Below are 13,635 nucleotides of genomic sequence, written 5' to 3'. Positions count from 1 at the left end.
TTCCGGCACCGCGCGAACCGGGAACGGACGCAGCAGGCGCTTTTATTGTTTCAAGTTGCCGCCAGACTAACAGCGCCACGCGGGATCACCAAGAGCGCATGCGGCGAATTTTGCCGATGCCGCGGCTGCGACGGCTTCGCAGTTGAATAGCCGGCTTCAATCAGGCATGTCTCAAAAGAGGGACCGAGAGGGCCGGGCAACATCAACCAATGAGCCGCAACGCATGATGGCAACGCCATGAACTGGAGGCGTTATTTCTGGCCGGTCGTCGGCATCGCGGCGGTGGTGTTCTCGCTGTGGCTGCTCATCCACGAACTGCGCGGCATCTCGCTCGACGACGTTTGGGCCGGCATCGTCGCGATCCCCGCGCGCGGCTGGATATTGGCGGCGCTGAGCTCGGTGATCGCCTACGCTTCGCTTGCCGGTTACGATCACATCGCGTTGCTCCACATCGGCAAGAAAGTGTCGTGGCTGTTCGTCACCTTCTGCTCCTTCACAACCTACGCGCTGTCGCACAACATTGGCGGCTCGGTAATCTCGGGCGCCGTGATCCGCTATCGCGCCTACGGCACCAGGGGGCTGACCGGTCAGGATGTCGGCGTTCTCGTGGCGATCTGCTGGATCACCTTCGTGCTGTCCAGCATCTTCCTCGGCGGGCTCGTGCTGGTGCTGGAGCCCGAGGTCATCGACCGTTTCTCAGGCGTGCCACATCACCGGGCGGCGAGTGCCGCCGGGCTAGCCATGCTGATTCTGGTCGGCGCCTACATCTTCGGCAGCTGGCTGCACCTGAAGCCGCTCAGGATCGGCGGCTTCCAGCTGCACTATCCGGCGCTGCCCATCGTGGCGCGGCAGTTGCTGATCGGTCCGGTCGAACTGCTTGCCGCCACGGCAATCATCTTCTTTGCCCTGCCGGCCACCGGCAATCCCGGCTATTTCGTCATCCTCGGCGTGTTCCTGGTATCCTTCTCGGTGGCACAAATCTCGCACGCGCCGGGCGGGCTCGGCGTCTTCGAGGTGGTCTTCCTCGCCGGCCTCTCGCACATGGACCCGGTCGGCGTGCTGGCCGCGCTCCTGGTGTTTCGCCTGTTCTACCTGATTATCCCACTGCTGATTGCGCTTGGCGTGGTGCTGTTCTTCGAGCATTCGCAGCTTGGCCGCAGCGAGAGCTGAGCCGGGCTTCCCAGCCACTCCCAGCAAGAGTGAGCAAAAGCTGCGATTGAAACGCGGCGCGGGGTTGACTATTTTCCGGCGGCGGCTACAAGGCAGCGCTCGCGGCGCTTGAGCCGCCCGCTTCGCACGGTTACCGACCGCGCCTGCTGGGGAATAGGTTAACGGTAGACCCACGGACTCTGACTCCGTTAGTCCTGGTTCGAATCCAGGTTCCCCAGCCACTTGAAATCATTGACAAATTCGGATTTTTAGGCGCAGCGGCGAGAATGGCCGCGTACCCATGGCGTACCCACTTTTTGGCATACCCCGGTTCGTGCTATTGGACGGCCATGCCCGCCCCCCGCTTCCAGCAGATGATCGAGCAGCTTCACGCGACCGGCCTGACCTGCAGGCAGATCGCCGAGGCCGCGAAGTTGTCGCACTCGACGGTGCACCGGCTGGCGACCGGCGAGGCGCGCGCGCCCGCCTACTCGACGGTTCGCCAGATCGAGCGGCTGTTCGCCGCAAAAAACTTTGCTTCGAAAGAGGGCGACCGATGAGCCTGCGCCAGATGGTGGCCGATTTGCGCCAGTGGGGCATCGACACCGGGATGATCGCGGCGGGCCTGCGCTGCGGGCGCACCAGCGTCCTCAACCTCGCCCGCATGGACGACGCAGGCGGCAGCGCCGAGCTGGTCGCCAAGCTCGAACGGCTGTGGCGGCGTCACCGTATCACCAGCGGCGCGCAGGACGACAGGGGCGCTACGGGTTGAGAGCGAGCGACTTGCCGCCGCCTTTGTCGCTTTGAGTGAGGGTTACGAGCGGACTCCTCACTGCCTCCTCGTCGGGGCTGGGCGCTACAAACGTAGCGGCCACCTCTCTATCTCCAAGCAGAATATCCTCTGCAACGAGACGCGCGTGGGCCGCGACGGCATCCAGACCGCCTCCCTGCCGACAAAGGGTCATTGACGTTCCCGATTCGGCAGACGATGGTGTCGGATCTCAATCTGCAATGAGGACGAACACCACCAAGGGAGGGGAGTGACCATGAAATTGACCATAATCGCCAGCGCATTACTGCTCGCCACAGCCGCTCACAGCGCACAGCCCTACACTCTGACGGCGAAGGAGAGTCAGATAGCCGAACTCAGCGCGACGAATTACGCCAAAGAAAAAGACGCGACATTCGTCTCCTGCTCCAACCAGTGTACCAGAGACGATCACCACGTCGCCTGCGTCATCGCCGACAAAAGCGGCGCGAAGTCCGAAGTGCAATGTTCGTACAAGACGCCGGGCTGTCTGACGCAATAGGTAATTCACCCGCTCCGGCCGCCATAGGCCGTTAACCACTGCAGTTTGCCCCCGGCGGGACATGCGGTAGAGCACGGTCCTTGCCTTCGATGGGGAAAGATACCGTCCGCTGATCGCGCCGCCTTATGCGGGGTCAGTTCACCGTCGCGTCGGGCGGTCGCGTCTCGACAGGGCGAGCTTCGATCCGGTCCACCCATTTCCTGATCAGCGTGAACGTCTCTATCGGCCCGATCAGGCGCTGCCGGATCGCGCGGCGTCGGGTTCATTTTTCCCCGGCAGTCTGGCGCGAAGAGCGCGCGTTTCTGTTAGTTTTGGCATGTTGCGGTTTTCCCCCTTGGCTTGCCGCGTACCCATGGCGTACCCAGCAAGTCACAATTATCCGCAAGTAACCGCAACTGACAAGAGGAAAATCCCAGTAATAACAAGTATCCGCAACAATAACCGGATCGCGGCTGACGCGCTCTGACTCCGTTAGTCCTGGTTCGAATCCAGGTTCCCCAGCCAGATATCTGCCGTGCCAGCTTTGGGTATCCGAGAGCTCGGGTGGTGCGTTCTTGCAGCAACGCTCTACGCGGTGAGATGTGGAACTGCTGAACCTTTCACAGGCTTGCGGCAGGCCGCATCGATTTGTCAGGCCGAAAGCCTGATCGGCCGACCGGGCGCGATGCGGCTTGCGGCTGCGACGATGGCGTCTGCATCGATGCCAAAATGGCGATAAAGATCGCCGATGGTGCCGGTCTGCCCGAAATGCTCTACTCCGAGAGGCACCGTGCGATGTCCGGCCACGGCCCCGAGCCAGGACAATGTCGCCGGATGGCCGTCGATCACCGTGATCAGCGTGCAATGCGCCGGCAGACGGGCGAGCAGCCGCTCGGCGAGGCTCATCGCCGTGGCGTGACCACGCGCCCTTGCGCGCCGGGCGGCCGTCCAGCCGGCGTTCAGCCTGTCGGCCGACGTCACCGCGAGCACGCCAATGTCGCGTCGATCGCCTCCGATGCGGCCGGCTGCCGCGATGGCCTCTGTCGCGACCGTGCCCTGATAGGCGATCACCACCTCGGCATTCGATCCCGGCTCGCGAAGCCAGTAGGCGCCGTCGATCACGCCCTCGGCGAATCCTGGATCGCTGCGGTGCTGCGGTTGCTCCATCGGGCGGGTGGAAAGCCTCAGATAAACCGACCCGCCGGTCTCATCGCGCAGCCAGGTGCGTTCGTTCGGATCGCCCTCGCCGTCACGCTGGAGATAGTCGAAGCTCCAGTCCATGATGATCGACAGTTCATCGAGGAAGGCAGGCTCGAAAGAGGCCAGCCCGTCCTGCGCCATGCCGATAAGCGGCGTGCCGATCGACTGGTGCGCTCCCCCTTCCGGCGCCAGCGTCACGCCCGATGGGGTGCCGACCAAGAGAAACCGGGCGTCCTGATAGCAGGCATAGTTCAGCGCATCGAGGCCGCGCGCGACGAAGGGATCGTAAACCGTTCCGACCGGGATCAATCGTTCACCGAACAGGGAATGCGACAATCCCGCCGCGCCTAGCATAAGCATCAGGTTCATCTCGGCGATGCCTAACTCAACATGCTGGCCCTTGGGCGAGAAGGCCCATTTCTGCGTCGAAGCAATACGCTCGTCGCGGAACGTGTCGGCGCGCGCCGCGCGGGCGAACAGACCGCGCCGGTTGACCCAGGGGCCGAGATTGGTCGAGACGGTCACGTCCGGCGCCATGGTGACGATCCGGTCGGCCAACGGCCCGCCTGCCTTGGCGATCTCGTCGAGGATCTTGCCGAAGCCGGCTTGCGTGGACAGCATCCTATCCGACAATTTCACTCTGTCCGGACGCGGCAAGGCCGGCGCCTCGAAACGGCGCCTGCCCTTGGCGAAAAACGGAACACCGGACAGGAAGGCGCGCAGGCCCGCTTCGTCGGGCACGGCAGCAAATGGCTTCCACTCCGCGCCCTCCGGCACGCCCATGGCGCCGCGAAAGGTCTCCATCTGCGCCGGCGTCATCAGGCCGGCATGGTTGTCCTTGTGCCCGGCCAGCGGCGTGCCCCAGCCCTTGATCGTATAGGCCAGGAAAACCGTCGGCCGGTCGTCGTCCGCCGCATCGAACGCCTCGCAGAGCGACGGCAGGCAGTGTCCGCCAAGGTTTTCCATCAGCACTGCGAGTTCGGTGTCGCTGCGGCGGTCCAGTAGTTCCGTGATCGCACCCTGATCGCCAAGATCGTCCATGAGCCGTTTGCGCCAGGCCGCACCGCCCTGAAAAGTCAGAGCCGAATAGAGTGCGTTGGGGCAGGCATCGATCCAGTCACGCAGGGCCTCTCCACCCGGTTCGGCAAAGGCCGCGCGTTGCAGGGCGCCATATTTGAGACGGGCCACCCGCCAGCCGAAAGCGGAAAAGATCGCCTCAATGCGGTGCCAGAGCCCTTCACGCACCACGCCGTCAAGACTCTGGCGGTTGTAGTCGATCACCCACCAGACGTTGCGCAAGTCGTGCTTCCAGCCCTCCTGCAAGGCCTCGTAGATGTTGCCTTCGTCCAGTTCCGCGTCTCCGATCAGGGCGACCATCCGGCCTTCCTTGCCGGCCCAGTCATGGCCGCGCAGATAGTCCTGCGTCATGGAGGCGAAGATCGGGAAGGCCGCACCGAGGCCAACCGAACCGGTCGAGAAATCGACATCGTCGACATCCTTGGTGCGCGACGGATAGCTTTGCACGCCGCCATAGCCGCGGAAATTCTTCAGCTTCTCCAGGGGCAGGTTGCCCATCAGATACTGGACCGCGTGGAACACTGGGCCGGCATGCGGCTTCACCGCTACCCGGTCCTCGGGGCGCAGGGCGTGGAAGTAAAGCGACGTGATGATCGCCGCCATCGAGGCCGAAGAGGCCTGATGGCCGCCGACCTTGACCTCCCCCTCGCCCTTGTCGCGCAGATGATTGGCGTTGTGGATCGTCCAGCAGGACAACCACAGAAGCCGGCGATGCAGGGTTTCCAGATGGGCGAGGTCGATCATAGCGAACTCCGATTATGCGGCGAGCGACGCCGGCATCTGCAGCGCCTGCGTGAGGTCCGCCAGGATATCCTCGACCTCTTCCAGCCCGACGGACAGCCGGACCAGCCCCTCGGAAATGCCGTGGGCGGCACGCTCTTCGGGCGTATAGGTCGAATGGGTCATGGAGGCCGGATGCTGGATCAGGGTTTCGGCGTCGCCCAGGGAGACGGCGCGCCGGATCAGTTCGAGGCGGTTCATCATCGTGCGACCTGCTGCCAGTCCGCCCTTCAGCTCAAAAGCGATCATCGCTCCGAAGCCGGGCATCTGCCGCTTGGCAAGGGCATGCTGCGAAGAACTTTCCAGCCCGGGATAATAGACCTTGGCCACCGCCGGGTGGCTCTCCAGCATTCGTGCCACCGTCATGGCACTTGCGCAATGCCGTTCCATGCGCAGCTTCAGCGTCTTGAGACCGCGCAGAACCAGCATCGCATTGAAGGGAGCCATGACCGCGCCGGTCATGTCCTTCATGCCGACCAGGCGAACCTGCGTCATGTCTTCGGCCCTGCCGACAGCGATGCCACCGACGAGATCACCGTGCCCGCCCATATATTTGGTAGCGGAATGCACGACGATATCGGCGCCGAGTTCGATCGGCCGGGTTAGCACCGGTGTAGCGTAGGTGTTGTCGACGATCACCTTGGCGCCGTGCGCCTTGGCGATCGCGGAGACGGCAGCGATATCGACGAGCCGCATGTTCGGATTGGCCGGTGTTTCGAAATAGACGATCCGGGTCCGGGGCGAGAGCGCGCCACGCAACGCTTCCGGATCGGTCAGGTCCGCATGAGTGATGGTGATGCCGAATTTCGCCAGGCCGTGGCGCATGAAGGCGAAGGTGCAGCCGTAGAGCGTGTTGTCGGTGATGATCTCGTCGCCGGGAGACAGGAAGGTCCAGAACACCGAGCAGATGGCGCCCATTCCCGAAGCCAGCGCAACTCCCGCTTCGGCGCCTTCCAGGTCGGCGCAGCGGCGCTCGAGGAGATCGAGCGTCGGGTTCGAGATGCGCGAATAGATGTGCCCCGGCGCCTCGCCGGCAAAGAGTGCGGCTCCTGCCTCGGCGCTGTCGAAGGCATAGGTCGAGGTCAGGTGCAGCGGCGGCGTGAGTGCACCCTCATGCTGCGCCGGATCATGGCCAAGGTGAATGGCGCGGGTGGCAAAACTGGCGGGCTGGCGGGGGTTCATGGCGACCTCATGGCTTGGGACGGCCTGAATCTTTGCATCGAGCGCCTGGCAGGTGCTGCCAAATAATGCCACTATGCCTCACAAAATTGGAATATCACGATTGTCCAATCCCAAAATGAAACAAATAGATGCCAAGGATCGCCAGATCATCCGGGAGCTGCAGCGCGATGGCCGGCTGACCAACCAGGACCTGGCGGCACGCGTGAACCTCTCTCCGTCCCCGTGCCTGCGACGGGTGCGCCTGCTTGAAGAGGCTGGCGTAATCGTCGGCTACTCCGCGGATGTCGACACGCGGGCCTGCGGTTTTCAGATCACGGCCTTCATCCGCATCGCCCTGCAACGGCATGAACGCGAGGCCGTCGAGCGTTTCGAGAAGCGCATACATGACGCGGACGAGATCCTCGACTGCTTCCTGCTAACCGGAGAGGCGGACTATCTCCTGCGTGTCGTCGTGGCGGACCTCGACGAATACGAACATTTCGTCCGCAACCGCCTGCACGGCATTCCGGGCATTGGGTCCATCACGACGAGCCTCGTCTACGGCACCGTCAAGTCGTCCCGGGTCTTCCCTCTATAGTGCCATTGGCGTCAGGTCCCGTCTCGGCACTGATGCTGGACGGCAACGAGCATCCACTACCTCGCTCCCTCATTAAGCACTCGCAATTTCGACTGGAGGAGCAAGACAGAAAGTTCGAAAAGCTTCCAGGAACCCCAGCCAGCTATCTGCCCTCCCTTCACGCCTTCGTTGGCTTGGACACCGCCGCAAGCCGGGTGCTATGCGCTTACATTAGCAATCAACGATATATTAACAGCTATGATGCAGCCTTTCCGTATCGGGCGACGGGAACCAACCCTCCCCCATCGACGATCCGGCATCTTATGTGTGCCGCGACGTTCGACCGATGCGGAGCAAAACGCATGAGTGTCGAAACAGCACTGGCGCAGCTGCTGCGCATGATTCACGGGCGGGCTCTGAATTTGGCGACGTTGCCAGACGATGAGAGAGATCTGCACTACGATCGCATCCGCCTGTCATGTTGCGGGGCCGCCGAGCAGATTGGCCAAAGCCCCGACAAGGCAGCCATCACGGCAAACAGCGTGGTCGAATTTACCCGCGCAATGGTCGGGATCATCGAGACAGGCCGCGGGCCAGGCGCTGAGCGAAGCGCCAATCGGCCACGGGGTGAGAGTTCGAAAGTGTGGCCGGGACGGCCGCACTAGGCGTGGTGGCCCTCGCTTTCATAGCGCCGGCTCTCGAAGGTCGACGCTTCACGGACGTCTAGAATCGGGCCCAGGCTGCGATCAAGCCGAGAGGTTCAGCTTGGACCTGGCCTTGGCCTTGAGGCTGCCTCGCCGCGCAATCAGGTGATTTGTCAGCAATTTCTCGTCGATCGGTTCCGACATGAAAAACCCCTGGGCGCCGTGGCATTGTTCGGCGATCAGGAAAGCCAGTTGTCCTTCGGTTTCCACCCCCTCGGCCATGACAGTCAGGCTGAGAGAGTTGGCCAGCGCGATAATTCCTCCGACAACGTCCTGCTTTTTCCTGGACGATTCCAGATCGTTCAAGAACGATCGATCGATCTTCAGCTGATTGAGGTCGAGATCGGCAAGGTAGCCGAAACTCGAATATCCGGATCCAAAATCGTCGAGCGCCAAACTGACCCCGAGATTGCGAATTTTCGACAATGTGTTCAACGCATCCTTGCTTTGGATGAAAACCCCTTCCGTGATTTCCAACTGCAGGCGCGACGGCGGCAATCCCGTTTGCAGCAGCACCTCCGCGAGGTGCACGAAAAATCCATCGTCCTGCAGGGTCTTGCCCGAGACATTGACCGCGCAGATGAAATCGGCGGCGGAAATCGACATCCACTGCACTGCCTGCGCGCAGGCCTTGCTCAGCACGATCTTGTCGATTTCCAGGATCAAATCACTCCGTTCCGCGGTCGGAATGAATGAGTCAGGCAGGCGCACCGTTCCCGAAACGCGGTCGCGCCATCGGACCAGGGCTTCGGCGCCGATCATACGCCCCGTCGCCAATTCGAACTGTGGCTGCCAAACCAGAAAATACTCATCGGCGTTCAGCGCTTGCTTGATCGCCGCCTCCTCGCCCAGCTGCGCATCAATCTGGCTGAGGATAGCAGGCGAGAACGTCACAAAGCCGGACCGTCCTTCCGCCTTCGCGGCATAGAGCGCGCTGTCGGCGTTGCGCAACAAGGTGGAGATATCCGAGCCATGATCCGGGAAAGACGCCATGCCGATGCTGGCGCCGATGCGCACCTGGTGACCGTCCAGATCGGCAAACCGGTTCAGCTGCTCGCGCAGACGATGGCCGAGATCGTCCGAATGCCCGATCGCCATGACGGCGAACTCGTCTCCTCCCAGGCGGACGGCGGCCACTTCGCCTGGCCGTTCGACCGACTGCAAGGTCTCGGCAACGGCCTTCAGCAGCAGATCGCCAATGTGATGACCGAACGTGTCGTTGACGCTCTTGAAGTGATCCAGGTCGATCAGGAACAGCCGGAGCGGCTTGCCGGCCAGCCTTGCCCGCTCCAGCAGCCCGTCTCTGTTGGCGGACATCCAGGCGCGATTCTTCAACTCGGTCGTCGCATCGCGCCAGGCGAGAAATTCCAGCTTGCTGATGGTTTCCCGTCGGCCGATGAGCAGCACGGCGGTTCCGATCGCAAGCGCCGACAATACCGTCAAGGCAAAGGCAATCTGGTAGTTGAACCTGTTGAGGTTCTTCTCGGCCGCATAAAGATCGACGTTAACTTCTTCCCCATATTTGTAGTATTCGTCGTTCATGCGAGCGACGATCTGGTCGAGCTCAATTCCCAGTTCTTTCAGGCTGTTTTCATCGAAAGGCAAGCCGGCCGCAAGGATGGCATCGATCCGCTTCACAGCGTCATTGACCTGCGGCACGATACCGGCGTAGGCAGGGATTTCGCTAATCGTGTCGCCGCCGTCGATCCGCTCGAAACGGATGTAGACCAGATCGTTTGCGGCCGCCAATTGCTCAAGACTTTCAGGCGAACCGCCGGCCAGCTGGGCAAGTGAAACCATATCCCGCAGATGCGTCACGTCGCGTATCGCAATGTGGAACTCGCGAATGGCGAAGAAGCCGAAACGCGGCATCGCGCTCTCTATCTTGCTGACGCTCGTGAACAGCACCGCGATCAAGATAGCTGAGCAGACGGCTGCCGATGCAGCCGCGGCTACGTAGGTTACAGGAAGCCGCCAGGCTTTGCTTCTAGACCACATGGCTGGACGTAAGGCGGAAGTTCAATTGCCAGGGGCCATCGTTTTTATCAGCCAGATCCATCGAGGTTTGCGAACTGGCGTATCGAAGGCTGGATAGTCATCGAGAGGGTAGATCAGCCGCGTGGGACCTTGCGTGCGCCGCGTCAACAGCTTGCCGTCCTGGCGAGTGGCAAGAAGCAGGGGACCTTCGATCCAGTCTTCCTTCGGGATTACCTGCACATAGTCGTCCACCGCCCGCAGGACGACTGACGATTCACCCTCCAGTCCGACCAGCTTGACCACATCCCGGAACAGAACGCCCTGAAACGCAAGTTGCCCTTTTTCAAAGGGACTTGGGGTGGAAACGCTGTAAAGGCCGAGCTTTTCCAGCTGTCGCAGCGTGACCGGGATCGATTCGCCGTTCTTCTCGACATTGAAAGCAACGGTATCGGGAGGATCCGGATATTTGGCCGGTTCCATGGCGAATGCCGGCAGCATGCCGATTGCCGAAATGACCAGAACAATCAGGATCCGATCAAGTGCAGATAAACTTCTCTCGAGGATCGACACAACGCAGTCCTTTCCATTTCCATGGCCAGTACCAACCGTTGCCGGCTCGCCGATACTGTCGGCGGAGCTGCCATCCTTCCATCGAATGTTTATTTTTCAGTTAGCTTTTGGTTGCAGCGGGCGTCGTTGCTGATGGCCGATGCAGGCTAACCAACGCCCATCGAAAGCATATCAAGGAGCTGGGCGCCAAGCCGGGCCGCCTCGCACGCTACTCCGCCGCCTGCACCCTGCCCGCTCCGATGATGGCGCGAATTTCGGCGCGGCAGGAGCCGCAATTGGTGCCGGCCTTGAGCGCTTCGCCAACGGCCTTGACGGTCGAGCAGCCAGCCCCCACAGCCGCCGCGATCTGGTTGGCGCCGATGCTGAAGCAGGAGCATACGATCGCGCCGATATCCGGCCGGTCGGCGCCGGCGCGGCCGGCGACAATGCGGAAGCGCTCACGCTGGCCGGCGTGGGCGGTTTTGAGCTGCTCGGCCGCCCAGCCGCGTGAGACAGCGACTGGACCGGGTGCGACGAACAGGGCGCCGGCAAGGCGCTCGCCTTCAAAGGCGGCGATGCGGTGCTGGCCGGCGTCGCGGTCGTGATAGGCGAGCAGCTCGGCCTCAGGCGACACAAACAATGACTGGGCAAAACCCGGCCAGTCGATGTTTTCGTCGGCAAAAGCGAGTTCCACCCGCCAGCCGCCCTTGCAGCGGGCCACCGCCCAATAGTCGGCGGCGATGACCTCGGGGCGTTCTCGCATCACGGCGAAGCCGAAGGCTCTGGCGGCGAATTTCTCGATGCGCACCGCGACATGCTTCAGCGCCGGCTGGCCGGAAACAGGGTCGGCGAGCGCCGCGGTCAGGGCGTCGAGACGTCCCTTGGCCGCGAACTGGTCGGTCCAGTGCATCGGCGCGAAGACGCTGCCCTGGCGCTGGCGGGTCGTGATCAATGCGCGAACCAGGACGGCGCCGCGCGGGCTGGATAGGCGCACGATGTCGGCGTCGCCGATGCCATGGTGCTGTGCATCGGCCGGATGGATTTCGACGAAGGGCTCGGCGATGTGCTGGGAAAGACGCGGGCTTTTGCCGGTGCGCGTCATCGTGTGCCAGTGGTCGCGGATGCGGCCGGTGTTGAGGATCAGCGGGTAGTCGGGCGTGGTGCGGATGTCGGTTGAGACGCGGATCGGGATGAAGCGGGCCTTGCGGTCGGGCGTGTAGAAGTTGCCGTCGGCGAAGAAGCGAATGGGCTGGCGCCCAGTCGTACCGACCCCCTCTGGCCTGCCGGCCATCTCCCCCTCAAGGGGGGAGACTAGCGGCACTGCGGACTGCGCCCACTCTCCGACTTTGGAGATTGGCGAAGGTCGAGGTGCGGGCTGATCTCCCTCCTTGAGGGGGAGATGGCCGGCAGGCCAGAGGGGGTCGCCTGCGACAGTCTCGGCCTCGTTGGCAGAGACTGAGACTTCACCTCCGACCCCTCTCCGGCTCGCTTGTCTCGCTCCGCTCAACGCGCTCTCCGACCCTCCCCTCAAGGGAGAGGATAAGGCCGGTGCTGGCCATTGGAATGGCGCCAAATCCTCATAGCCCTCAGCATTGATCCCGGCATAAGCGCCGATATCAAAATCCCGCGCGCCATCATTTTCATAACCCGACAGCGCGGCGTGCTCGGCGAAGATCTCGCCCGGCCCGGCATGCGCAAACGCCTCGGCAAATCCCATCCGCTTCGCCACCTCGGCAACGATCCACCAGTCCGGCCTCGCCTCACCGGGCGCCGGCAGGAAGGCGCGCTGGCGCGAGATGCGGCGTTCGGAATTGGTGACGGTGCCGTCCTTCTCGCCCCAGGCGGTGGCGGGCAGCGACACATGGGCATGACGAACGGTATCGGTGCTCGCCAGCACGTCGGAAACCACCACAAACGGGCAGGCCTTGATCGCGGCTTCCACCGCATCGGCGTCCGGCATCGAATCGACCGGGTTGGTGGCCATGATCCACAGCGCCTTGACGCGCCCGTCGGCCACCGCCCTGAACATGTCGACGGCCTTCAGGCCAGGGTTCGCGGCCATTGCCGGCGCATTCCAGAAACGGCGCACGCGCGCCCGGTGCGCCGGGTTCTCGATCTCCATGTGGGCGGCGAGCATGTTGGCGAGGCCGCCGACCTCGCGGCCGCCCATGGCGTTGGGCTGGCCGGTGACCGAGAACGGCCCTGCCCCGGGCTTGCCGATGCGGCCGGTGGCGAGATGGCAGTTGATGATGGCGTTGACCTTGTCGGTGCCTTGCGACGACTGGTTGACGCCCTGGCTGTAGACGGTGACGGTTTTTTCCGTTGCCGCGAACAACGCGTAGAAGTGCGAAAGCTCGTCCTCGCTCAAACCCGTGGCGGTGGCAATGCCGGCGAGATCGAGCGATGCGATGGCCGCCAGCGTCTCCTCGAAGCCTGAGGTATGTTCGGCAATATAAGCGCGGTCGAGCGCATCGTTCTTCGCGAGATGGGCAAGGACACCGGAAAACAGCGCGGTGTCGCCATCCGGCGCGATCGCCAGATGCTGGTCGGCGATGTCGGCGGTCATGGTGCGGCGCGGATCGACCAGCACGATCTTCATCCCGGGCCGCTTCTCGCGCGCCGCCGCGATGCGCTGGTAGAGCACGGGATGGCACCATGCGAGATTCGAGCCGACCAGCACGATGAGATCGGCTAGCTCCAGATCCTCGTAGCAACCCGGCACCGTGTCGGAGCCGAAGGCGCGGCGGTGGCCGGCGACCGAGGAAGCCATGCAGAGCCGCGAATTGGTATCGATGTTGGCCGAGCCGACAAAGCCCTTCATCAGCTTGTTGGCGACGTAATAGTCCTCGGTCAGCAGTTGGCCTGACACATAAAAAGCGACCGCGTCCGGACCGTGCTCGGCGATGGTCTGCGAGAAGGTCGAGGCGACGAGGTCGAGCGCCTCGTCCCAAACGGCGCGGCGGCCGCCGATTTCGGGATGGACCAGCCGGCCATCGAGGTCGATGGTCTCGGCGAGCGCCGAACCCTTAGAGCAGAGCCGGCCGAAATTCGCCGGATGATCGGGGTCGCCGCGGACGGTGACTTCACCGTCCGCGGCGACCTTCGCCAGCACGCCGCAGCCCACCCCGCAATAGGGGCAGGTGGTCCTCACCTCGCGTGCTTCGTCGATCTC

General features: G+C 62.9%; 11 protein-coding genes and 1 tRNA gene. 7 read left to right on the top strand and 5 right to left on the bottom strand.

The genetic code is table 11. From position 1 onward, the window contains the following. Nucleotides 1–237 precede the first annotated feature (237 nt). The 5 genes from EN781_RS09030 (at nucleotide 238) to EN781_RS09010 (ending at nucleotide 2,459) form a co-directional block, all read left to right on the top strand. A complete protein-coding gene (locus EN781_RS09030) occupies nucleotides 238–1,170 on the top strand; it encodes a lysylphosphatidylglycerol synthase domain-containing protein (RefSeq protein WP_126054990.1) in 933 nt (310 codons plus the stop codon). Between the two features lie 147 nt (nucleotides 1,171–1,317). Further along, nucleotides 1,318–1,391, top strand: a tRNA-Gln gene (locus tag EN781_RS09025). Between the two features lie 108 nt (nucleotides 1,392–1,499). Continuing rightward, a complete protein-coding gene (locus EN781_RS09020) occupies nucleotides 1,500–1,709 on the top strand; it encodes a helix-turn-helix domain-containing protein (RefSeq protein WP_126054991.1) in 210 nt (69 codons plus the stop codon). Continuing rightward, nucleotides 1,706–1,921 carry a hypothetical protein gene (locus EN781_RS09015; RefSeq protein WP_126054992.1) on the top strand — a complete coding sequence of 72 codons (216 nt, stop codon included), beginning with the start codon at nucleotides 1,706–1,708 and terminating at the stop codon, nucleotides 1,919–1,921. The genes EN781_RS09020 and EN781_RS09015 overlap by 4 nt, the downstream gene beginning before the upstream one ends. Nucleotides 1,922–2,195: 274 nt before the next feature. Continuing rightward, entirely contained in the window at nucleotides 2,196–2,459 is a 264-nt protein-coding gene (locus EN781_RS09010) for a hypothetical protein (protein WP_126054993.1), read from the top strand. A gap of 630 nt (nucleotides 2,460–3,089) precedes the next feature. On the opposite strand, the gene EN781_RS09005 is transcribed toward EN781_RS09010, so the two are convergent. Then, the gene (locus EN781_RS09005) at nucleotides 3,090–5,459 is read right to left on the bottom strand and encodes a 1-deoxy-D-xylulose-5-phosphate synthase N-terminal domain-containing protein (RefSeq protein WP_126054994.1); all 2,370 of its coding nucleotides are present in this window, start codon (nucleotides 5,457–5,459) and stop codon (nucleotides 3,090–3,092) included. A gap of 12 nt (nucleotides 5,460–5,471) precedes the next feature. Further along, a complete protein-coding gene (locus EN781_RS09000; RefSeq protein WP_126054995.1) occupies nucleotides 5,472–6,677 on the bottom strand; it encodes a methionine gamma-lyase in 1,206 nt (401 codons plus the stop codon). Nucleotides 6,678–6,792: 115 nt separating this feature from the next. On the opposite strand from EN781_RS09000, the gene EN781_RS08995 reads away from it, so the two are divergent. Both EN781_RS08995 and EN781_RS08990 read left to right on the top strand, forming a co-directional pair. Beyond that, nucleotides 6,793–7,254 carry an Lrp/AsnC family transcriptional regulator gene (locus tag EN781_RS08995; RefSeq protein WP_210211271.1) on the top strand — a complete coding sequence of 154 codons (462 nt, stop codon included), beginning with the start codon at nucleotides 6,793–6,795 and terminating at the stop codon, nucleotides 7,252–7,254. 341 nt (nucleotides 7,255–7,595) lie between these two features. After that, complete coding sequence (locus EN781_RS08990; protein WP_126054996.1) at nucleotides 7,596–7,898, top strand: hypothetical protein; 303 nt, start codon at nucleotides 7,596–7,598, stop codon at nucleotides 7,896–7,898. Nucleotides 7,899–7,979: 81 nt separating this feature from the next. Here EN781_RS08990 and EN781_RS08985 read toward each other — a convergent pair whose 3' ends face one another. The 3 genes from EN781_RS08985 to EN781_RS08975 all read right to left on the bottom strand — a co-directional run. Next, nucleotides 7,980–9,845 (bottom strand): bifunctional diguanylate cyclase/phosphodiesterase, encoded by a 1,866-nt coding sequence (locus EN781_RS08985; RefSeq protein ID WP_245455688.1) that lies wholly within the window; start codon nucleotides 9,843–9,845, stop codon nucleotides 7,980–7,982. Nucleotides 9,846–9,956: 111 nt separating this feature from the next. Continuing rightward, on the bottom strand, nucleotides 9,957–10,484 hold the full coding sequence (locus EN781_RS08980) for a molybdopterin-dependent oxidoreductase (RefSeq protein ID WP_126054998.1): 528 nt from the start codon (nucleotides 10,482–10,484) through the stop codon (nucleotides 9,957–9,959). Nucleotides 10,485–10,692: 208 nt separating this feature from the next. Further along, a partial coding sequence (locus EN781_RS08975) for a molybdopterin-dependent oxidoreductase (protein WP_348631370.1) occupies nucleotides 10,693–13,635 on the bottom strand: 2,943 nt, incomplete at its 5' end.

This window comes from Mesorhizobium sp. M4A.F.Ca.ET.090.04.2.1, assembly GCF_003999085.1.
Lineage (GTDB): Bacteria > Pseudomonadota > Alphaproteobacteria > Rhizobiales > Rhizobiaceae > Mesorhizobium.
This window is presented reverse-complemented; position numbering and strand designations above follow the sequence as displayed.

Bases quoted from the DNA above. Each gene is read 5' to 3' on its own strand.
- EN781_RS09010 (WP_126054993.1), top strand. From the start codon at position 2,196: ATGAAATTGACCATAATCGCCAGCGCATTACTGCTCGCCACAGCCGCT.
- EN781_RS09030 (WP_126054990.1), top strand. From the start codon at position 238: ATGAACTGGAGGCGTTATTTCTGGCCGGTCGTCGGCATCGCGGCGGTG.
- EN781_RS08995 (WP_210211271.1), top strand. From the start codon at position 6,793: ATGAAACAAATAGATGCCAAGGATCGCCAGATCATCCGGGAGCTGCAG.
- EN781_RS09000 (WP_126054995.1), bottom strand. From the start codon at position 6,677: ATGAACCCCCGCCAGCCCGCCAGTTTTGCCACCCGCGCCATTCACCTT.
- EN781_RS09015 (WP_126054992.1), top strand. From the start codon at position 1,706: ATGAGCCTGCGCCAGATGGTGGCCGATTTGCGCCAGTGGGGCATCGAC.
- EN781_RS09005 (WP_126054994.1), bottom strand. From the start codon at position 5,459: ATGATCGACCTCGCCCATCTGGAAACCCTGCATCGCCGGCTTCTGTGG.
- EN781_RS08990 (WP_126054996.1), top strand. From the start codon at position 7,596: ATGAGTGTCGAAACAGCACTGGCGCAGCTGCTGCGCATGATTCACGGG.
- EN781_RS09020 (WP_126054991.1), top strand. From the start codon at position 1,500: ATGCCCGCCCCCCGCTTCCAGCAGATGATCGAGCAGCTTCACGCGACC.